Source organism: Anaeromyxobacter soli (assembly GCF_022808855.1).
GTDB classification, from domain to species: Bacteria; Myxococcota; Myxococcia; order Myxococcales; family Anaeromyxobacteraceae; genus Anaeromyxobacter; species Anaeromyxobacter soli.
In genome coordinates this window covers 57,374-78,329 of sequence record NZ_JAKZLF010000008.1, presented here as the reverse complement: position 1 = coordinate 78,329, position 20,956 = coordinate 57,374, and the positions used below count along the sequence as shown (strand labels likewise).

General features: G+C 75.3%; 17 protein-coding genes. 6 read left to right on the top strand and 11 right to left on the bottom strand.

Annotated elements, in window-relative coordinates:
- The first annotated feature begins 85 nt into the window (after positions 1-85).
- Positions 86-874 carry an FHA domain-containing protein gene (locus MLV88_RS08185; protein WP_243337277.1) on the top strand — a complete coding sequence of 263 codons (789 nt, stop codon included), beginning with the start codon at positions 86-88 and terminating at the stop codon, positions 872-874.
- A 3-nt stretch (positions 875-877) separates the two neighbouring features.
- Here MLV88_RS08185 and MLV88_RS08180 read toward each other — a convergent pair whose 3' ends face one another.
- From MLV88_RS08180 to accD, 10 genes are all read right to left on the bottom strand, one after another.
- Positions 878-1,297, bottom strand: coding sequence for a hypothetical protein (locus MLV88_RS08180; protein ID WP_242354677.1), 420 nt, complete (start codon positions 1,295-1,297; stop codon positions 878-880).
- Positions 1,298-1,455: 158 nt separating this feature from the next.
- Positions 1,456-2,805: a tetratricopeptide repeat protein gene (locus tag MLV88_RS08175; protein ID WP_243337274.1), complete on the bottom strand. Its 1,350-nt coding sequence runs from the start codon at positions 2,803-2,805 to the stop codon at positions 1,456-1,458.
- A 184-nt stretch (positions 2,806-2,989) separates the two neighbouring features.
- Positions 2,990-4,285, bottom strand: coding sequence for an adenylosuccinate synthase (locus MLV88_RS08170; RefSeq protein ID WP_242336466.1), 1,296 nt, complete (start codon positions 4,283-4,285; stop codon positions 2,990-2,992).
- A gap of 93 nt (positions 4,286-4,378) precedes the next feature.
- Positions 4,379-5,407, bottom strand: coding sequence for an ATP phosphoribosyltransferase regulatory subunit (hisZ, locus tag MLV88_RS08165; RefSeq protein ID WP_242336469.1), 1,029 nt, complete (start codon positions 5,405-5,407; stop codon positions 4,379-4,381).
- A 115-nt stretch (positions 5,408-5,522) separates the two neighbouring features.
- Complete coding sequence (gene serA, locus MLV88_RS08160; RefSeq protein ID WP_243337272.1) at positions 5,523-7,109, bottom strand: phosphoglycerate dehydrogenase; 1,587 nt, start codon at positions 7,107-7,109, stop codon at positions 5,523-5,525.
- 204 nt (positions 7,110-7,313) lie between these two features.
- Positions 7,314-7,958, bottom strand: coding sequence for a TetR/AcrR family transcriptional regulator (locus tag MLV88_RS08155; protein WP_242336475.1), 645 nt, complete (start codon positions 7,956-7,958; stop codon positions 7,314-7,316).
- Positions 7,959-8,038: 80 nt separating this feature from the next.
- Positions 8,039-10,534, bottom strand: coding sequence for an LPS-assembly protein LptD (locus MLV88_RS08150; protein WP_242336478.1), 2,496 nt, complete (start codon positions 10,532-10,534; stop codon positions 8,039-8,041).
- 41 nt (positions 10,535-10,575) lie between these two features.
- Positions 10,576-12,123, bottom strand: a complete 1,548-nt coding sequence (locus tag MLV88_RS08145; protein WP_242336481.1) for an AMIN domain-containing protein — start codon at positions 12,121-12,123, stop codon at positions 10,576-10,578.
- Between the two features lie 91 nt (positions 12,124-12,214).
- Positions 12,215-13,426 carry a bifunctional folylpolyglutamate synthase/dihydrofolate synthase gene (locus MLV88_RS08140; protein WP_242336484.1) on the bottom strand — a complete coding sequence of 404 codons (1,212 nt, stop codon included), beginning with the start codon at positions 13,424-13,426 and terminating at the stop codon, positions 12,215-12,217.
- 62 nt (positions 13,427-13,488) lie between these two features.
- The gene (gene accD / locus MLV88_RS08135; RefSeq protein WP_242336487.1) at positions 13,489-14,346 is read right to left on the bottom strand and encodes an acetyl-CoA carboxylase, carboxyltransferase subunit beta; all 858 of its coding nucleotides are present in this window, start codon (positions 14,344-14,346) and stop codon (positions 13,489-13,491) included.
- Between the two features lie 359 nt (positions 14,347-14,705).
- Between accD and purM the strand changes: the two genes are divergently transcribed.
- From purM to MLV88_RS08110, 5 genes are all read left to right on the top strand, one after another.
- Positions 14,706-15,740 carry a phosphoribosylformylglycinamidine cyclo-ligase gene (gene purM / locus MLV88_RS08130; RefSeq protein ID WP_242354617.1) on the top strand — a complete coding sequence of 345 codons (1,035 nt, stop codon included), beginning with the start codon at positions 14,706-14,708 and terminating at the stop codon, positions 15,738-15,740.
- Entirely contained in the window at positions 15,737-16,429 is a 693-nt protein-coding gene (gene purN, locus MLV88_RS08125) for a phosphoribosylglycinamide formyltransferase (protein WP_242336493.1), read from the top strand. The genes purM and purN overlap by 4 nt, the downstream gene beginning before the upstream one ends.
- Before the next feature lie 89 nt (positions 16,430-16,518).
- Complete coding sequence (locus tag MLV88_RS08120; protein WP_242336496.1) at positions 16,519-18,072, top strand: NAD(P)-binding protein; 1,554 nt, start codon at positions 16,519-16,521, stop codon at positions 18,070-18,072.
- Positions 18,073-18,201: 129 nt separating this feature from the next.
- Positions 18,202-18,423 (top strand): 50S ribosomal protein L28, encoded by a 222-nt coding sequence (gene rpmB / locus MLV88_RS08115; protein WP_242336499.1) that lies wholly within the window; start codon positions 18,202-18,204, stop codon positions 18,421-18,423.
- Positions 18,424-18,591: 168 nt separating this feature from the next.
- Complete coding sequence (locus MLV88_RS08110; RefSeq protein WP_242336502.1) at positions 18,592-19,890, top strand: DUF6178 family protein; 1,299 nt, start codon at positions 18,592-18,594, stop codon at positions 19,888-19,890.
- 68 nt (positions 19,891-19,958) lie between these two features.
- On the opposite strand, the gene add is transcribed toward MLV88_RS08110, so the two are convergent.
- The gene (gene add / locus MLV88_RS08105) at positions 19,959-20,954 is read right to left on the bottom strand and encodes an adenosine deaminase (RefSeq protein ID WP_242336505.1); all 996 of its coding nucleotides are present in this window, start codon (positions 20,952-20,954) and stop codon (positions 19,959-19,961) included.
- Positions 20,955-20,956: the final 2 nt, after the last annotated feature.

Below are 20,956 nucleotides of genomic sequence, written 5' to 3'. Positions count from 1 at the left end.
TCAGCCAGGCCGCCCGTCCAACCTCGCGAGATCTCATGGCCCGTGCTCGGTCCCCGCTGGCACGGGCGCTGGATCCCATGGCCTCGTGCGACAGACGCTCATGCTCCAGTGCGCCGGTGCCGACCCCGAGCGGCGCGACCTCTCCTCCCCCGCGACCGCCGGCGGCTCGCGCGCCGACGACCTCCCGCTGCCTGGCGCTCCCCCCTGCGCGCTCCGCCTCCTGCCGTGCGCGGCCGGCCTGGTGGTGGAGGCGTGCGTGTCGGGCGCTCGCGCGGCGGGGCGGCCCCTGCCTGCGGGCGCGCGCCGCCTGCTCCGCTCCGGCGAGTCGGTCGAGCTCGGGGGCCACCGCATCGCCCTCCCCGCCGCCGTCGCCGCGGAGGGCACCCGCGTCGCCGCGGCGGCGCTGCTCCGGGATGCGTCGGCGAGCCCGGAGGCGCCGATCGGCGGCGTGCACCTCGTCGTCGTCACCGGGCCCGAGGCCGGGGCGCGGCACCCGCTCGGCGCCGAGCAGGTCCTGGGGCGCGGGCGCGCGGCCGACATCCGCGTCCGGGACGCCCAGGCGTCGCGCCGTCACGCGCGGCTGCGCCTCGACGCGGAGGGCGCCTTCATCGAGGATCTCGGCTCCAAGAACGGCCTGCGGGTGAATGGCATGCGGCTCGAGCGCCTGCCCTGCGCGCTCCGCGACGGCGACGAGCTCACGGTCGGAGACACGACGCTCGTCTTCGTCCACCCGGGCGCGCGCACGTGCGCCGCGCTCCCCGCTTCGGCCGACGCGCCCGGCCGAAGGGCGCCTCGGCTCCCCCTCGCGCACCTCACCGCCGCGGCGCTCCTCGGCCTCTCCGCCGCGGCGCTGGCGCTCGCGTCCTCATCGTGAGGTTCAGCGCCGGAGCCGCTGCGGCGAGAGGTCCGCCCGCTCGAGGAGCAGCTCGAACAGCTCGCGGTGGCGAGCGAAGAGGCTCGTGAACTGCACGCGCCCGCGCTGCGTGAACAGGGCGTAGACGCGCCCGCCGAGCCCGTCCTGCACGATGATCTCGCGGATCTCCTCGTAGCGCACGGGCCGACGGCTGAAGGGCGTCGCGGCCACGATGCCGTCGTCCGTCACGGTGATGGACGTCCGGGCGTAGAGGACGGTGAACACCGCGAAGAAGGCGAGGAACAGCGTCGCGCCGAGCACGGCGCGCGGCTCCGCGCCCGGGGCGCCGAGGAGCACGACGAGCACGCCGAACCAGAACGTGCCCGCCGTGGCGACCGCGATCCGGAGCGGCAGGCGCGTCTTGTAGATCCGCGCCGCCTCCATGCCCCAAGTGTACGGCCGCCCACGGAGGTGGGCCAGACGGGCGGCGCGGTACGATTGGGGCCGGGCCCGGGCGACCCGAGCGCTCGTGCGCGGCACGCGACCGCCCTCCGCGCGGGGGCGGAGGCGGCCGCGCGGCCGAGGGGGCCGCGCCTCCAGGATCAGCGGCCGGAGAGCTCGTCTGCGCGGGCGCGCGCGACCGACCGAAGCTCCTCGCGCACGTCCCGGGCGTGGCTATTCGAGTAACGGCGGTACAGCTCGCCCGCGAGCGGGTCGCCGAGGAGCCGGTAGCACTCGGCGAGGCCGTACAGCGGAGTCCCGAGGGCCGGGTCGAGGCCGAGCGCAGCCTTGTAGTCGTCGGCCGCCTCGCGGAACCGTCTCTGGCCGAACTTCGCGCTCGCACGGGCCGTGTATGCGACGGCGAGCCGCGGATCGAGCGCGATCGCGTCGTCGAGGAGCGCGATCGCCGCGCCGTACTCGCGGCGCGCGACGAGGTCGAGCGCGCTGCGGTAGCGCTGCGCGGCGGTGGGCCCGCCGGCCTGCGCCGGCGCCGCAGGGAGGGGCGCAGGAGCGTCGTACGGCTCGGGCGTGAGACGGTAGGTGCGTGGCTGGGTCCCCGCCGGGGCCGGAGCGGCCGCGGGGGCCGCGGGGGCCGCGGAAGGCACGGCGATCGTCGTTCCGGGCGCCACGCCCGCCGGCATCACGACGACGACCGTCGCTCCCGCCGGAATGGCGGCGGTGGGCGCGCCGATCGCGGGCGCAGCGGCCGCAGCGGGTGCAGCGGGCGCCGCAGCCGCGGGCTGCGGCGTCGGGGAGGCCGAAAGGGCGGGCGCCGGGACCCGGGCGGCGCGGGCCTCCTCGAGGAGCCTGCGCGCGTCGTCGCTGGTCGGATCGGACGCGAGCGCGAGCTCTCCCTGCGCGATGGCCTGCGCGGGGTAGCGGAGCGCGAGGTAGGCGCGCCCGAGCTTCACGCGCGCGAAAACGTACCCGGGCTGGAGGTAGACCGCGTCTTGATACGCGAAGAGCGCGCCGCGGACGTCACCCGCCCCGAAGGCGCGATCGCCCTGCGCGAGCCGCTCCGCGACGGCGGCCGTGGGCGCGACCGGAACGGAAGCGGCGGTCGGGGTCGCGGCGGGGCTCGCGGGCGGCGTCTGGGCCGGACTCGCGGTCACGACCGGGCTGGCCGTCGCGGTCGGGGCCGGACTCGCGGTCGCGGTCGCGGCCGGGTTCGCCGTCGCGGCCGGGGTCGGGCTCGCGGCGGTCGGAGTCGCGGTGGCGGTCGGGGCCGCGGTCGACGGCTGAGGAGAGCTCGGAGCGGCGGTCACGGTCGTCGTGCCGGGAGCCGGGGCGGCCGTCACGCCCGTCACGCTCGACGGAGGAGCCGCGGGGCTCGCGCCCGCGCTCTGCACGACCGGGCGCGCGCCGCTCGAGGGCGCCGTCCCGGGCGCCCCCTGCGCGAGCGCGAGCGCCGGAGCGGCCTGGAGGACTGCGAACAGGGCGAGAGCGCGCATGGCGCGCATGATACGCCCGAGCGCACGACCAGCGAAGGCGGCGGCGCTCGAGGCGCGACCGCTCAGAGCCGAAGCGACCGCCCGCGGCGCCGCGCGAGGCGGCGCCCGAGATGGCGCCGCTGTGCGTGGAACGCGGAAGAGGTGCGCGGCGGGCGCGGGGACGCGCCCACCGCGTGCGCCGAGGCTACTTGCGGAAGGGGTTCTCGAGCAGGATCGTCTGCCCACGGTCGGCGCCGACGGAGAGTCCGACCACCGGCACGCCCGAGAGCTCCTCCACGCGCTTCACGTAGGCGCGCGCGCGGGGCGGGAGGTCGTCCCAGCTCCGGAGGTGGTCGAGCTTCTCGCTCCACCCCGGCAGCTCCTCGTAGATGGCCTCGGCCCGCTCGAGCAGCTCCGGATCCGACGGCATCTCGTCGAGCACCTTGCCGTCCACGCGGTAGCCGACGGCGATCTTCACCGTGTCGAACCCGGTGAGCACGTCGAGCTTCGTCATCGCGATGCCGTGCAGCCCGTTCACGCGAGCGGCGTAGCGCAGCGCCAGGACGTCGAGCCACCCGGTGCGGCGGGGCCGGCCGGTGGTCGCGCCGAACTCGCCGCCGATCTTGCGCAGCCGCTCGCCGGTCTCGTCCTTGAGCTCGCTCGGGTAAGGGCCGCCGCCCACGCGCGTGGAGTAGGCCTTGGAGATCCCGAGGACGTAGTCCACGGCGGTCGGGCCGAGGCCGCACCCCACCACGGCGTTGCCCGCGACGGTGTTCGAGCTCGTGACGAACGGGTACGTGCCGTGATCGACGTCGAGCATCGTCCCCTGCGCGCCCTCGAACAGCAGCTGCTTGCCGTTCTGCAGCGCGCGGTGGAGCCAGAGCGACACGTCCGCGGCGTAGCGGGCGACGCGGCGGCCGAGCTCCGCGTAGCGGGCGACGATCGCCGCCTCGTCGAGGTCGGGCGTGGCGCCGAGCCGGCGCAGCTCCTCCCGCGCCGCCGGCAGCCGCTCCTTCACCTTGCGCTCGAGGCGGGAGGCGTCGACGAGGTCCCGGATCCGGAGCCCGCGCCGCGCCACCTTGTCCTCGTAGGTCGGCCCGATGCCGCGGCCGGTCGTCCCGATCTTCCCGGCGCCCATCGCCTGCTCGCGCGCGATGTCGATCGCCTTGTGCCACGGCATGATCACGTGCGCGTCGAGCGACACCACGAGCTGGGCGTCGTCGGCGAGGGCGTTCCGGCTCTTGAGCCGGTCCACCTCCATGACGAAGACCTCGGGGTCGAAGACGACGCCGTTTCCGATGACGCACGACTTGCCGGGGTGGAGGATGCCCGCCGGGATGAGGTGGAGGACCGTCTTCTCGCCGTTCACCACCAGCGTGTGGCCGGCGTTGTTCCCCCCCTGGAAGCGGACGACGACGTCCGCGTGCTCGGTGAGGAGATCGACGATCTTTCCCTTGCCCTCGTCGCCCCACTGGGCTCCGACGACGACCACGTTCGGCATGTGATGGCTCCCTGGGTGGACTCCCGGCGCGCGCACCTCGCGGTCGCAGCGCCGACGCAGGTGCGGCACGATACCAGGGCGGACCGGGATCCGCTAGCGCGGACGGCTGCGGCGGGACCGCGCGGTGCGCTCGCCCGCCCGGCCGTTGGCACGCTCGAGCGCCTGGGTCGCGAACTCGAGGTCGACGGCGAAGCCGATCGCCGGCCCGGGCCGGCCGAAGCGCTCGAGGAGCTCGTCGTAACGGCCGCCCGCCGCGACCGCGCTCCCCGCCCCCGGCGCGTAGCCGGCGAAGGTGATGCCGGTGTAGTACCCGAGGCCACGCGTCTCCCCGAGGTCCACCGAGACGTCCTTGACCCCTCGGCGCCGGGCGATCCTGAGCGCCGCCTCGACCTGGCCGAGCGACGTGGCGGCGCCGGGGACGTCGCGCACGAGCTTGCGGGCGCGGGAGAGCGCGCCGTCGCCGTACAGCGTCGCGAGCTCCGGGAGCGCCGCGCGGGCGGCGGCCTCGCCGCGGCCCTTCTTCGCGAGCGCGGCGAGCGCGTCCTCGTCCTTGCGGGAGAGCGCCTCCCACGCGGCGGCGCGGCCCTTCGGCGCGAGCCCCGCCCCGTCGATCACCGCGTGCGCGAAGCGTGCGTGGCCGACCTCCAGCACGGCGGCGCCGAGCCCCACCCGCTCGAGCGCGCGCGCCAGCACCACGAGCGCCTCCGCGTCCGCGGACGGCCCGCCCGCGCCGAGCAGCTCGACGCCGGCCTGGTAGACCTCGCGGGGACGGCCCGCCCGCGCCTCGCGGGCGCGCAGCACCGGGCCGTCGTAGCAGAGCCGCGCCGGCGACGGCAGCGCGTCCGGGCGCGCCGCGTACAGCCGCGCGATCTGCGGCGTGATGTCAGGCCGGATGGCGACGACCTCTCCGGAGCCGGGCTCGACGAACTTCATGACGTCCGCGAGCGCCGCGGCCGAGAGCCCGCGCTCCACCACGTCGAGCCGCTCGAGCGTGGGCAGGAACACGCGCCGGTAGCCGAAGCGCGAGAACACCTCCTGGAGCTTCGCGGACAGCTCGGCGAGGTGCGCCGAGTGATCGGGGAGGAGGTCGCGCAGGCCGGACGGGAGCGAGAGGTCGAGCATCGCGCGCGACTCTATCCGCCCCGGTCCGGACGCGAAAGGGGATCGCCCGCGGGCCGCGCGGATCGCCGGCCCGGATCGCCGCCACGCGCCCGCTGGAGCGCCGGCGCGACCGCGCCTAGAGCGAGATCGCCTGGACCGACCGGACGTGAGGCAGGCGGCGCAGCCGCTCGAGGAGCTCCGGCGACGGCGCGGAGTCCACGTTGAGGAAGGCGAAGGCCCGCGAGCGATCCTCCACGCGCGAGAGCGAGATGCGGGCGATGTTCACGCCCGCGGCGCCGAGCGTCGTGCCGAGGCTGCCGAAGACGCCGGGCGCGTCGTCGTTCTCGCAGAGGATCACCTGCCCGTCCGGCACCGCCTCGACCCGGAACGCGTTCACCCGCACGATGCGCGCGTCCCGCTTCCCGTACACCGTCCCGGCGACCTGGGCCTCGCCGCCCGCGCCGCGGACCGTGACGGTCACCAGGCTCGCGTAGTCGTGCGGCTCGGCCGAGCGCGTCTCCCGCACCGCGAGCCCGCGCTCCCGCGCGATGGCCGGGGCGCTCACCTCGTTCACCGGCGTGTCGAGGAACGGCCGCAGGATGCCGGCGAGCGCGCGCGCGACGAGCGGGCGGAGCGGCACCGAGGCGAGCTCGCCGGCGACCTCCACCGCGACCTCGGTCGGGCCCGGCGGCGCGAGCTGCGCCGCGAGCGCGCCGAGCTTCTCCGCGAGCGGCAGGTACGGCGCGAGCTGCTCCATCATCTCCGGCGGCAGCCCCGGCGCGTTCACGGCGTTCCGCACGACGCCCCGCACCAGGTAGTCCGAGAGCTGCTCGGCGACCGCGATGGCCACCGCCGACTGCGCCTCCTCGGTCGAGGCGCCGATGTGCGGCGTGAGGAGCACGTTCTCGAGCGCGAGCAGCGGGTGATCGGCGGGCGGCGGCTCCTGCTCGAGGACGTCGAGCCCCGCGCCCGCGAGGTGTCCCGAGCGCAGCGCCTCGGCGAGCGCCCGCTCGTCCACGATGCCGCCCCGGGCGCAGTTCACGAGGATCGCGCCCTTCTTCATCTTGGCGAGCGCCGCCGCGTCGACGAGGTTCCGCGTCTTCTCGGTGAGGGGCACGTGGACCGAGACGACGTCCGCCTCCCGCCAGAGGGTCTCGAGGTCCACGAGCGACGCGCCGAGCTTGGCGGCCGCCTCGGGCGAGATGAAGGGGTCGAACGCGACGACGCGCATGCGCATCGCGAGGGCCCGCTCGACGAGGACCGAGCCGATGTTCCCGATGCCCACGACGCCGAGCGTCCTGCCGGCGAGCTCGTGGCCCTGGAACCGCTTCTTCTCCCACTTGCCACCCTTCACGCTGGCGGTGGCGGCGGCCACGTGGCGCGAGAGGGCGAGGATCATGGCGAGCGCGAGCTCGGCCACCGTGATCGACGAGCCCCCGGGCGTGTTCATCACCACGACGCCGCGGCGGGTGGCCGCCGCGAGATCCACGTTGTCGACGCCGACCCCGGCGCGCCCGATCACCTTGAGCCGGGCGGCCTTCTCGAGCAGGCGCGCGGTCACCTTCGTGGCGCTCCGCACCGCGAGGCCGTCGTAGTCGCCGATGATCCGCTCGAGCTCTTCGGGCCTGAGGCCCACCCTCACGTCCACGTCCAGCCCTGCCGCCTGGAGGATCCTCACCGCCTCCGGCGAGAGGTCGTCCGACACGAGCACGCGCGCCGCCATCACTCACCCTTGCTCGGCCCCGCGGGGCCGGATGCCGGCAGCGCGCCGCGCGCCGGCGAAAGATCACGAGCCCGCCGCCCGGGCGATCCGGCCGGCGACCACCGACGCCGCAGCGCGGCATGGGGGAAGGGATTCTGTTCGGGGGCACCGCCCGGCAAAAGCTCCCGGCGGGGCGCGCGCAGTCGATCGGGGGCCGGGTGCCGCTCAGCGGCGCCGCAGCCCGCCGCAGACGAGCTCGACGACCTCGCCCTTCACCCGGTCCACCGCGGCCTCGTCCCCCGCGGGCACGATGCCGATCACCATGCCGGTCATCGCGAGCTCGAGGGCGCCGAGGAGGCCCGCCGCGGCGATGACCGGGTCCAGCTCCGCGCGGAGCTCGCCGGCCTGCTGGCCCTGACGGACCACGTCCGCGACCAGGTGGACGGCGCGGTCGAAGGTCTCGCGGGTCGAGCCGGCGCGGAGCCCCTGCGGCGTGCGCGTCACCTCCAGGATGAGGACGCGCACCGCGGCGGGGGCCGCCTTGTACACGTCGAAGACGAACCCGAAGATGGCCGCGACCTTGTCGGCCGCCGTACCGGGCCCCTCGTCGATGGCCCGGATGGCGTTGATGAGGATCGTCCACTGCTCGGCGAAGACACTCTCGAGCAGCTCTTCCTTGTTCCGGAAGTAGTGGTACACGAGCCCGTACGCGACGTTGGCGGCCCGCGCCACGTCGGCGATGCGGCAGCCGTGGTAGCCCTTCTCCGCGAACACGCGCACCGCGGCGTGGAGGATGGCGCGGCGCTTCTCGGGCTCGTTCCCCTCGGCGTTCCGCGCGGCGTGCGGCGGCGGTGTTCGGGTCCGGCTCACCCGTCGATTCTCCAGTCGAGGTTCACGTATCGCAACCCCCGCGAATGGCGGACGAGTCGCTCCGCCTGGGGGGAGAGAGTCTACCGACTCGCACCTGCGAGAGTCGACCCCACCGGGGCCAAATCGATCATCATCCGAGGAGTGAACCCCCCACAGTCGTTCAGGGTGAGGCTGGCGGCCACCCGGAAGCAGCGGCAGGGCGACTGCCAGGCGAACGTCGCGACGTGCTGCTGGATGTGGAGCGCACCCACCTCGCGGGTACGGTCCGGGCAGGAGCGGACCACCGGACGGCCCGGGAAGAGCACGTCGTAGGTCGCCGTCGCTCCCCCAAGGCGGGCGGTGACGCCGGCGTTCCCCTGCGCCACCGCCTCGAGCGGCGCGGGCCGCAGATCGAACAGCGGATCCAGCCCGGCGACGAGGCTGCCCGAGGCGCCCCTCCCGATGGAGAGGAGCCCGAGCCGGAGCGCATCTCCGCGCCGATCGGAGACGGACCCGAAGGCTCGGAGCTCGGTGAGTCGATCGAGCGGAGAGGACGGCAGCCGCGGCACGCCGGTGAGCGGCACCGGCTCCTTGCGCCCGCCGAAGGCGAGGAAGCGCGCCGCGGCGTCCGCGCTGAAGCGGCCCGCCCGCAGCTCGCCGCTCGTGAACGTCTCCGCGAGCCGGCCGGTCTCGACGTCGTAGTCCTGGCCGAGCTCGAGCCGGAGCACGTCGGCCCCGCGCAGGGAGAGGCGCGTGTCGACCGCGGCACGCAGCTGCTGGAAGCGGCCGCGCGGAGCGGCGGACAGGATGGGCAGCGGCAGCTCCACCGGCCCCGGCGCGCCCGCGGGCGTCACGAGCGACGAGCGCTCGACCCGGTCGAGCGAGTCGTACGCCGCCGGGAGATCCGCGTTGCCCGCCGACTCGCTCCCGAGCCGCCACTCGACCCAGGGCGTCACCCGGTGCCGGATCGCCCCGAACGCGCGCCCGAAGGTCGTCTCGAGGCGCGCGCCGGCGACTCCCCACGCCTGCATGGCGGGATCCGTCCCGTCCTCGAACGCGTAGCCGAGCGCCGCACCGCGGACGAACGGCTCCACCACGAGCGCGTTCCCGAGCTGCAGCGGGGCCGCGACCTCCAGCCCGACGTCGCCGCGAGAGGCGCCGGGCCGCAGCACCCGGTCCACGCCCGACGGACGCGGGAGCTCGTACGGCACACCTGCCGCGCCATCGGCGACGAGGCCGCGGAGGGTCCCTCCGTCGAGCGACGCAGCCGGCGCGAAGCGGGCCGCGCCCGCCCTCCCCTCCACCCGCAGCGGCCCGAGGAAGCTCGGAAGCAGCGTCGCCGAGGCCCACGGCCAGCGGTGCAGCTCGTCTACGTCGCGTCCGAACAGGCCGTAGCCCTCCGGCGAGACGAGGAACGGCTGCAGGTAGGAGGCGCCCGCCTCCAGCACGAGCGCGTCCCGCGCGTGCTCGACCACGAGGTCCGAGCGCCGGTAGCTCGTGCCGCGCGCGAGGATGTCGGTCGAGAAGTCGCGCGCGAGGAGCGGGTCGCTGTAGAGCGCGAGGTCGGCGCGGAGCGAGGTGCGCTCGGAGAAGCGCTGGGCGTGGGCGAGGGCGACCGCGTAGCGGCTCCCGGACTCACCGCCCGGCTCGGCGTCCAGGTCCCGGAGCCAGGTCAGCTCGGCCCGGCCCGCCGCCCCGACCGCCGGGGCCCAGCGGCCCTCGAGCCGCGCGGTGGGCCCGCGCACGGCGGGCTTGCCCTTGTCCACCGCCGCGCTGCCCGGGCCGAACGCGTAGCCCGGCGTGAAGGTCAGGTCGGCGCTTCGCCCCAGCGTGACGAACAGGGGGACGTCGACGGCGAAGCGGGTCGCGCCGCTCGACACGAGCTGCGGGACCAGGAGCCCCGTCTGCCGCTCGCCGAGCGGCAGGTAGAGCCACGGCAGCGGGAGGACCGGCACGGGGTGATCGACGAAGAGGAACCGGGGCGTGACGTAGACGACGGGCCACGAGAGCGTGGCGCGCTTCCCCGCGATGATTTCGGCGTTCGCCGCGCGGATCTCCCACGAGGGCGCGCGGCCCGCCCCGCAGTCGCAGAGCGTGAGGCGGGCGCCGGACAGCTTCAGCCGTCCCGAGGGGTCCCCCTGCAGCGACTTGCCGGAGAAAACGAGCCGGTTCTGGCCGAGGCCGCGCGCCGCGTCGATGGACTCGGCCCCGCCGAGCTCCACGGGCCCGCTCTTCAGGAACGCGACGACGTCCTGCGCCTCGAACGGGCCGCCGAGCACCGCGGTGACCCCATCCGCGGCCACCGCGCGCGTGGCGTCCGTGAGGAGGACGCCGCCCGTCGCCACGACCTGGCCCGTCTCGGGGTCATAGCGGGCGGTCCGCGCGCGCAGGACGACGGTGCCTCTCCGCAGCACGGCCCCGTCCTCGACGAGGAAGCTCCCGGTGGACGCGTCGTAGGTGACGGTCCCGGCGTCGACGTGGACGTCTCCCTCCGGGAGGGCGCCCCGACGCGCAGCGGTCGCCGGCGCCTGGGCGGCGGCGAGGTGCGCGGCGAGCGCCGCGAGCGCGACAACGGCGAGGAGCGGAGTGCGGTGCACGGCGAGGGCGCGATTCTACGCGGCGCGCCGTCGCTGTCGCGTCAATTCGCGGCCGGCGTCGTCGCGGGCGCCTCGCCCTCGAGCGCGGCCGGGACGGGGTCGGCAGCGGCGCCGCCGCCCGGCGCGGCCCCGGCGGGCCCCGCCACCGGCAGTGACGCCGGCGCGGCGGGCCGCTCGAAGTCGATGGCGAGCATGTCGCCCTCGATCCGCTGCTGGTACGGGACCCGCTCGCGCAGCTTGATGTCGAGGACGTAGCTCGAGCCGCGGCGCGCCGGGGTGACGACCGCGACCGCGGAGGAGAAGAACGACGTGTCGAGGTGACGCAGGTCGTTCCGGCGCGTCGCGCGCGTGTTCTCGAGCTCGACCCGGATCACGTTCTCGCCCACGTCCTGGACGGAGAACCGGGGCGTCACGCTGGTGCGCACGAAGACGCGCGAGACCCCGGACATCTGCTTGAACCCGACCTCGCGGAGCTGCGCCCGCGGCGCCCCCACGTCGAGCCGCCCGGCGGACGCCTCGGCGGCCGTCTCGGCCACCGCGGCCGCCGGCTCCGGATGCGACTCCGCTGCCGCCCCCCGGGACCGCTCCGGCGCGGGCGCCTCGTCGAGCGCGGCGGCCTTGCCGTTCGCCGCGGCGAGCTCGCGCTCCGATGCGGCCCGAGCCTCGGCCGCAGCGCGCGCGCCGGCCTCCTCTTCTGCCCGACGGTCCGCCTCCGCGCGCGCGCTGGCCTCGGCCTCGCGCGCCTCCCCCTCCGCGCGCGACCGGGCCTGGGCCTCGGCCTCGGACCTCGCGACCTCCTCCTGCCGCTCCTTCTCGTACGCCGCGCGCGCCTCGGCGGCGCCCTTCGCCTCGGCCTCCGCGCGGGACTGCTCCTCCGCCGCCGCGCTCGCCGGCTGCGCGTCGGCTTCGACCCCGGCCTTGGCGCGATCCGCCTCGGCGGCCCGCGCCTTCTCCTCCGCGGCCGCGACCTCGGCGGCTCGCGCCTTCTCCTCCGCGGCCGCGACCTCGGCGACCCGCGCCTTCTCCGCCGCGGCCGCAGCCTCGGCCTTCTCCGCCTCGGCGCGCGCCTGGGCCTCGGCTGCGGCGCGGGCGGCGGCCTCCTCCTGCGCCTTCTTCTCGGCCGCGGCGCGAGCCTTCGCCTCCTCCGCCTCGCGCGCGCGGGCGCCGTCGTCGGCCGCCACGGCCGGGGACGCCCCCGCCGGCTTCGCGACCCGGACGACGAGCGTGTTCCCCTCGGCCAGCACCTCCGGCGGATCGACCTCGACCTGGAACGCCACCATGATCCGGGCGATCGCGGTCGCCTCGGAGCCGTACGACAGGTTCTTCACGAGGTTCACGACGCCGTTCCGGACGACGAGGTCCTCCGGGACGCCCTGGAGACGCGCCTCGGAGAGGTCGATCACGAAGCGCGGCGGATCGGCCATCGAGAAGGTCGTGAAGTTCGGCGGCTTCGAGCCCTTCACCTGGAGCACCACGGCGGCGCCCTCGTCCTTCACCTCGACGGCGGTGACGACGTTGAGGGCGCCGGCGGCGCGGGCGCTGCTGCCCGCGAAGGCGAGGACCAGCGCGACGAGGTGGCGAGGACGCATGCGTGGGCTCCCCAGAGAGGTCGGCGGGCAGGTTAGCATGCGACCGGCCGCCCCCTCAAAAAAAGCCCAGGGGTTCCAATGCGATATCTGACTACCTGGGCGCGAGGAGCCCGCGCGCCTCACCCACGAGGTAGAGCGAGCCGGCGACGCAGACCACGCCGTCCGGCGCCGCGGCGCCTCGCGCGCAGTCGATCGCCTCGGCGACCGAGCCGTGCACGTCCGCCCGGGCCCCCAGGCGGCGCGCCGCCTCGGCGACCTCGGCCGCGGGCCGCCCCCGCGCGGACGCAGGCGTGACGACGTGCAGCGCCCGGACGGCCGGGACGAGCGCGGCCAGCATGTGCGCGTGGTCCTTGTCGGCGAGCACCCCGAACACGAGCTCGACCGGTCGGCCGGGGTACATCGCCCGGAGCGCGGCGGCGAGGGCGGCGGCGCCGTCCGGGTTGTGTGCGCCGTCGAGCAGCACGCCCGAGAGCTCCTCGAGCCGCCCCGGCCAGCGCGCGGTCGCGATGCCGTGCGCCATCGCCTCGTCCGGAACCGCGACCCCGGCGCGCGCCAGCGCGCGCAGCGCCGCGTGGGCGAGCGCGGCGTTCCCCCGCTGGTGCGGCCCGGAGAGCGCGATCGGGCCCGGGTAGTCGGGGGCGGCCACGACGAACGGCGCGCCGCGCCGCGCCGCCTCCGTCCGCAGCGCCTCGAGCGCCCCGGGCGGCTGGCGCCCGTGCACCACCGCCGGCACGCCGGGCTTGAAGATCCCGGCCTTCTCGAAGGCGATCTGCTCGACGGTGTCGCCGAGGAGCTGCGTGTGGTCGAGGCCGATGGCGGCGATCGCCGTGACGCGCGGCACGATCGCGTTCGTCGCGTCGAAGCGCCCCCCGAGCCCCACCTCCACCACGGCGGCGCCGACGCCCGCGCGCGCGAAGTGGAGGAGGCCGGCGAGCGTCGCGAACTCGAAGTAGGTCAGCCGGTCGCCCTCCTCGCCCGCGTCGTGCCACGGGCAGGCCCGGCGGATCTCCTCGATCGCCGAGGCGAGGTCCAGGTCTCCGATGGGCGCGCCCGCAACCTGGATCCGCTCGTTGAAGCGGACGAGGTGAGGCGAGGTGTAGAGGCCGACCCTGTGGCCGGCGGCCTCGAGGGCGGCGGCGGCCATCGCGCAGGTGGAGCCCTTGCCGTTCGTGCCGCCGACGTGCAGCACGGGGTAGGCGCGCTCCGGACGGCCGAGCGCGTCGAGGGCGCGCTGCATCCGCTCGAGCCCGAAGCGCATCGCGAGCGGCTGCAGCCCGGCGAGGTAGGCGTGGGGATCGGCCATGGCGGTGTGCTAGCGCGCGCCGCGGGACCGCGCCGGGCCGGGCGCGGCCGCTCGCGCGCGGGTCAGCCGAGGAGCGACAGGAGCTGCCCGAGGCGATCCCGCATGTCGTGGCGGTGCACGATGGCGTCGATCATCCCGTGCTCGAGGAGGAACTCGCTGCGCTGGAAGCCCGGCGGCAGCTTCTCCCGGATGGTCTGCTCGATGACGCGGGGCCCGGCGAAGCCGATGAGGGCCTTCGGCTCGGCGATGACGACGTCGCCGAGCCAGGCGAAGCTGGCCGCCACGCCGCCCGTGGTCGGGTGGAGCATCACGGACACGTAGGGCTTCCTGACCGCCCGGAAGCGGTGGAGCGCCGCCGAGGTCTTCGCCATCTGCATGAGGGAGAAGATGCCCTCCTGCATGCGGGCGCCGCCGGTCGAGCTGAAGACGATGGCCGGCAGCCGGCGCTCGAAGGCGCGGTCGAAGACCCGCGTGACCTTCTCGCCGACGACCGAGCCCATCGAGCCGCCCATGAACTCGAACGCGAACGACCCGATCGACACCTGCTGCCCGGCGATCGAGCCCACCCCCGAGATGAACGCGTCCCGCAGCCCGGTGTTCTTGTAGGTGCCCTTCAGGCGGTCGCGGTACTTCTTCGCGTCCACGAAGCCGAGCGGATCCTGCGGGGTGAGATCGGCGTCGAGCTCCTCGAAGGAGCCGGGGTCGAGCACGAGCTCGAACCGGCGGCGGATCGGCAGCGCCTCGTGCTGGCCGCACGATGGGCAGACGTTCCACTCGCGCTCGAGCTCCGCGCGCGCGACCACGCTCTCGCAGCCCTCGCACTTGTGCCAGATGCCCTCGCCCTTGGCGGGCGGCGGCGGCGGGGCGGCGGGGGTCGACTCCCTCGCCTTCACCTTCTTCTGCTTGGAGAACCAGGGCATTTGCGGTGCGTGACCTCGGAAGGAAGTGGTGCTTAGCCGACCTCACGCGCCAGTGTCAACGAACCGCCCGCGACGCGGCGCGGCACGAACGCGGCCGGAAACTGGCGATGACGGATCGCTCCGCTACGATGCCTGCCAGCACTCCGAGCGAAAGCCGCTCCCGATGCGCCTCACCACCGTACTCCTCGCCGCCCTCCTGCTCCTCGCGGTCGCGCTCTAGGCGACGACCCGGAGCAACCGCGCCCCCCGGGCGCGGCCACGACGTGCGCCACGGCGCGCGGCGGCCGGCGTCCGCCCCGTCGCCCTGCCCGGCGCGGGAGCAGCTTGCGGCCGTCGCGCCGTCGCGGTAATGGCCCGCCATGTCCCTGACCTACCGCGACGCGGGCGTCGACATCGACGAGGGCGACCGCCTCGTCGAGCTCATCAAGCCCCACGCCCGTCCCACCCTCCGCCCCGAGGTCCTCGCCGGGATCGGCGGGTTCGGCGGGCTCTTCGCGCTCGACGTGAAGAAGTACCGCGAGCCGGTGCTCGTCTCGGGCACCGACGGCGTCGGGACGAAGCTCAAGGTCGCCTTCGAGGCGAACCGCCACGACACGATCGGCATCGACCTCGTGGCGATGTGCGTGAACGACGTCGCGGTCGTGGGGGCCGAGCCGCTCTTCTTCCTCGACTACTACGGCACGGGGAAGCTGTCCGCCGAGCAGGGCGCCGAGGTGGTGAAGGGCATCGCCGAGGGCTGCCGTCAGGCAGGTTGCGCGCTCATCGGCGGCGAGACCGCGGAGCTGCCCGGCTTCTACGCCCCGGGCGAGTACGACCTCGCGGGCTTCGCGGTGGGCTGCGTGGACCGCTCGCGCATCGTCGACGGCAAGACGGTCGCGAAGGGCGACCTCGTCATCGGCGTCGCCTCGACCGGGCTCCACTCGAACGGCTACTCGCTCGCGCGCAAGGCGCTCCTCGAGAAGAACCCACTCGACCGGCGCTTCGACGCCCTCGGAGGCCGCACGCTCGCGGAGGCGCTCCTCGAGCCGACCCGCATCTACGCCAAGGACGTGCTCGCGCTCCTCGAGGCGGTCCCGGTCAAGGCGTTCTCCCACATCACCGGCGGCGGCCTGCCCGGCAACGTGCCGCGCACGCTGCCCGACGGCACGCGCGCGGTGCTCGAGGAGCGGCGCTGGCCGAGGCCGGCCATCTTCGACCTCGTCGAGCGCGAGGGCGGCGTGCCGCGCGACGAGATGTACCGGACCTTCAACATGGGGCTCGGGCTCGTCGCCGTGGTCGCGCCGGGCGACGAGGCGGCAGCGCACGCCGCGCTGCGCGCGCGCGGCCTCGACGCGTGGACCGTCGGCCAGATCGAGGACGGCACGGGCGAGGCCACCTGCGAGGTGGTGCGGTGATCCGGCTCGGGGTCCTCGCGTCGGGCGGCGGCACGAACCTGCAGGCCATCCTGGACGCCTGCGGGGCAGGCGGCGCCGCACGCCGCGTGGACGCCGAGGTCGCCGTGGTCGTCTCGAACGTCCCGACCGCCGGAGCGCTCGAGCGGGCGCGCCGCGCGGGCGTCGCGACGGAGGTGCTCCCGTCGAAGGGCGTCGCCGATCGCGAGGCCTACGACCTCCGGCTCGTCGAGGTCCTGCGCGCGCACCGGGTCGAGGTCGTGTGCCTCGCCGGCTACATGCGGCTCGTCACGCCCGCCTTCCTGCGCGCCTTCGGCCCGACGCCCGCGTCGCGCGGCTGCCCGCGCGTCCTGAACGTGCACCCCGGCCTGCTGCCGAGCTTCCCGGGGCTCCACGCCCAGCGCCAGTGCGTCGAGTACGGCGCGCGCTTCGCGGGCTGCACCGTGCACTTCGTCGACGAGGGGACGGACACCGGCCCCGTGATCGCGCAGGCCATCGTGCCGGTCCTGCCCGACGACGACGAGGCGGCGCTCGCGGCCCGCATCCTCGAGCAGGAGCACCGGCTCTACCCCCAGGCCATCCAGTGGCTGGCGGCGGGCCGGCTCTCGGTCGAGGGGCGGCGCGTGCGGGTGGAGGGTGCGCGGCTCGCTCCGCCCGGGCCGGTCACGAACCCGCTCGTGGAGCTGGCGTGAAGCGAGCGGCCGGCCGCCCGGCCGCGGAATCGCGGCGGGGTCGAGAAGAGGTTTGGCGCGCGGCCGAACCCGGGTAGACTCCCGCGCCCGTGGCGCAGACCTTCCGTCCTCCCGCAACCCAGCGCATCTACGACGTCTGCGTGGTCGGCTCGCAGCTCGGCGGCGTGGTGGCCGGCGCGCTGCTCGCCCGGCGCGGCCTCCGCGTCCTGCACGTCGCCCACGACGACCCCGGCTTCCACTACGCCGACCAGGGTTACATCCTGCCCTTCGGACCGGCGGTCGTCCCCTCCCCGCGCCAGCTGCCGAGCGCGGAGGCGGTCCTCTCCGAGCTCGGCCTAGCGACCGACTTCTCGCGCGCGCTCGTGCCCTCGGATCCGGACTTCCAGCTCCTCCTGCCGAAGCACCGCGCCGACCTCTCGCGCGATCCCGCCATCCTGCGCACGGAGCTGCGCCGCGAGTGGCCGCAGGAGGCGGAGGCGCTCGAGGCGGCCTTCGCGACGCTCGGGACCCTCTTCGACTTCGCCGGCTTCTTCCTGCGCTCCGCGCCGCCGCTCCCTCCGGACGGGTTCATCGAGCGGCGCGAGGTGAAGAAGGCCATCAAGCTCGCCTCGACCGCGCCGGGCGCGCCGAAGGAGCCGGTGGGCGTCGCGAGGCCGTTCGCAGGGCTCGAGGACCACGAGCTCGCCCAGAGCGTCGCCATCGCGCACCGCTTCCTCACGTACCTCGACGGTGAGCCCTCCCCGCTCTCGCTCGTCCGGCTCCTCGGCGGCGCGTTCCGGGGGACGAGCCGCCTCCCCGGCGGTCAGGGCACGCTGCGCGAGATGGTGCGCCGGCGCATCGCGGAGTCCCGCGGCGAGCTGCGCGGGGGCCCCGGCGAGCCGGCCGTCGCGACCGGGTTCGACATCGAGGGCGGCAAGGTCGAGGCGGTGCGGCTCGCCGACTCCCCGGACGCCCACGTGGCGCGCGCCTTCATCGTGGCCACCGACGCGGACCGCCTCCTCGACCTCCTGCCCGCGGATCTCCGCGAGTCGCGCGCCGTAGAGCCGCTCCGCGGGATTCGCCCGCGGCGTCAGCTCGTCTCGGTGAACCTCGTGGTGAAGCAGGCCGCGCTCCCGCCGGCGCTCGCCGAGAACGTGATCGCGCTGCGCAACGCCTCGGCCGGCGACGGCCTCGACAACGCCGTGTTCCTGCAGGTGCTCCCCGCGCGCCGCGAGGGGCGCAAGGGCCCCGGCGACAAGGGCTCGGGCGGCGAGCCCGTCTCGGACGAGCGCGTCGTCTGCGCGTCGGGGTTCGTCCCCGCCGACGTCCGGAGCCGGCCGGCGCTCCAGCAGGCCGCCTCCAGGATCCGCGAGGCGGTGGCGGACGCGATCCCCTTCTTCGAGCGCCACCTCATCGCCGAGTCGGCGCCCCTGCTCGCCTCTCCCGAGGCCGCCGATCTCCCTCCCGTCCACCCGCTCTACGAGGCCAACCTCGACGAGTTCCTGGGCGTGACCGGCGTGCCGGTGCGCGGCCCCTGGAAGAACCTGTTCTTCGCCGGCCGCGAGGTGCTCCCGGGCCTCGGCATCGAGGGCGAGTTCTACGCGGGGATCCAGGCGGCCGGGCACGTGGCCGCGCTCCTGGGGTCGAAGAACCCGCTCAAGTAGGCGGGATCGCGCGGGTCACGCCCGCACTGCTGCGCGGCGGCGGCGAGCGCCCGCCGCGTGAACCAGCCTCTTGCATTTCCGCCGCCGTTGCGTAATATCCCGCGCTCTTTCGGATTTTCGGAGCAAGCCATGGCACGCCGCTGCGACATCTGTGGGAAGGGCCCGCTCGTCGGGAACAACGTCTCCCACGCGAACAACAAGACGAAGACCCGCTCGATGCCCAACCTCCGCTCGGTCCGGGCGACGGTCGACGGCACCGTGAAGCACGTGCGCGTCTGCACGCGCTGCCTCAAGGCCGGCAAGATCGTGAAGGTCGCCCACGGCGCCTCCCGCGCCGCCGCGCGGGCGTAGCGCGAGGCCGGCCTCGGCCTCCGAGGCGCCTCCCCCGGCCTCGCGCGCGCCACCACGACGCCCGGCGCCGCGCGGTCTCTCCAGTCGTCCGTCCGGTGGGCTGCCGCCCCGAAGCGGTCCGCGCAGCGCGTTGCGCCGCCGCGGGGTGGCGCACCATGGGGGTGCGTGATGGCCAGGGAGAACAGGGCGCTCGCGCCTGCCGAGCTGAGGGACGCGCGCGCGGCGCTGGCCGCAGCGCGTGGGCGCAAGCGGCTCGACGTCATCCTCGACGCGCGCGATCCGCAGGCGCTCGTGCGCGCCCTGCCCGCCGACGAGCTGTACTTCACGATCCGCGACGTGGGCCTCGCCGACGCGGCGTTCATCGTGCAGCTCGCCTCGGCCCAGCAGTTCAAGACCTTCATCGACCTCGACGCCTGGTCGCGGTCGGGGTTCGAGCCGCGCAAGGCGCTGCCGTGGCTCCGCGCCGCGCGCGCCGGGGCGCAGCTCGAGCCGAAGGCCGCCGCCCGCTGGGAGCGGAAGCTCGCCGCGCTCGACCGCGAGGTGCTGTACCTCGTCCTGCGCACGAGCCTGCGCATCCACGACCTCGAGCAGGATCCCGATCCGGAGCTCACGAGCGACCGCTTCATGCGGACGCCCGAGAACAAGTTCGTGATCGAGTTCCTCGTGGACGGCACCGAGTACATGGCGGTGCGCGGCGTCCTCGACGACCTGTACGCCGAGGATCCGTTCGCCGCGACGCGGCTCCTCTCCTCGCTCCGCTGGGACCTCCCGAGCGAGCTCGAGGAGACGGCCCTCCGCTGGCGCGCCGCCCGCCTCGCGGATCTCGGCTACCCGTCCCTCGAGGAGGCCCTCTCGTGGTTCGCGCGCCCGCCGCGGACGCCGGCCGCGGCGCCCGGGCTGGCCGCGCGTCCGCCCGGCTTCTTCCTCGCGACGCTCGCGCAGGCGTCGCTGCTCGACCGCGCGTTCGCCGCGCTCTCGCCCGCGGAGCGCGACGCCGTCGAGCGGCAGATCGTGTCGGCCGCCAACGCCGTCCTCGTCGCCGACGCGGTGGACCCCGGCGACCTCGACGCCGTGCGAGGGGTCTTCCAGGCGGCGCGCGCCTACCTCGAGCTCGGGCTCGAGAAGCTCGCCGGCGGCGACGAGGGCCGCGCGATCGAGGCGCTCGCCGAGACGCCGGTGAAGCGGATCTTCCAGGAGGGGTTCGGGCGCGTGCTCGAGCTGCGCTGGCGCGCCGAGCGGATCCTGTCGGCGGCGGGGGGCCCCGAGCGCTTCCGCTCGCCGCTCTCCGAGATGCTCGCCGCCCTGGTGCACCGGCGGCCTCGGTACTTCCCCGGCATCGAGGCGCCGCCCGAGGAGTGGGGCACCCCGATGGCGGCCGCCTTCGAGCCGCGTCACTTCCGCTCGTCCGAGGACCTCGCCCGCACCGCCGCCGCGCTGGATGCGGCCGAGGCGGAGGCTGCGGGCTGACGGAGCGCGGCGGTCGTGGGGCGGAGCGAAGCGAGCCCGCCGGGGCCGGGGCCGCAGGCCCCGTGTGATCAATCCTCGATGAAGCTCGCCTCGCGGGCCCACGCGAGCGTCTGGTCGATCTGCTCGTCGGAGAGGATGCCGCCGTCGCGCAGGAGCCGCACCTCCGTGCGCATGTCCGTGTCGAGCAGGTACGGGCCGTCGGTGTTGATCGTGAACTTCACCCCGCGCTCCCAGAACCGCCGCAGGATCCCCCCGAGCTCCGCCAGCGACGCGACCGCGCGGGTCGCGAGGTTGGAGCTCGGGCAGATCTCGAGCACGATCCCCCGCTCGCGCAGGAGATCCATCACCCGCTCGTCCTTCGCGGCGCAGATCCCGTGGCCGATCCGCTGGGGCTCGAGCTCCTCCACGACGGCGCGCACCCCCTCGGCGCCCGTCCCGGCGGTCTCCCCGGTGTGCACGGTGGTCTTGAGCCCCGCCGCGCGGGCGCGCGCGAAGAGCTCGCGGTAGCGCTTCACCTCGCGGCCGTCGAGCTCGAGGGCGTTCCGCTCCGTCCCCGCGAGGTCGATCCCGACGACGCCCCGGCGCCGGTACTTGATGGCCTTCTCGACGAGGATCTCGTTGAGGTGCGCGTCGAACTCGCGGGCGAGGCAGAAGATGAGCCCGGCGCGGACGCCGTACTCGAGGAGGGCGCGGTCCATGCCCCGGAGCGCCGCGTGGATGATGTGATCGAGATCGCGCTCGCCGCCGACGTTGCGCTTCATGGGGTTGAAGCGCAGTTCGATGAGCGAGACGCGCGAGGAGCGGTACTCCTTGCCGATGACCTCGTAGACGCTGCGCTCCATCGCCTGCGGCGACGACTGGATCTTCTCCGTCCAGGTGTGCAGGACGGCGAGGTACTCGTCGAGCGACTTCACCTTCCCCGGCCGGGCGGAGACGAGCTCCTTGAACTCCCAGTAGTCGGAGACGGGCAGCTTGAACCCCTGCTCGTGGGCGATCGACCAGAGGACGTGGGGCGCGACCGCCCCGCCGACGTGGATGTGGAGGTCCGCGAGCTCCCTGGGCATGG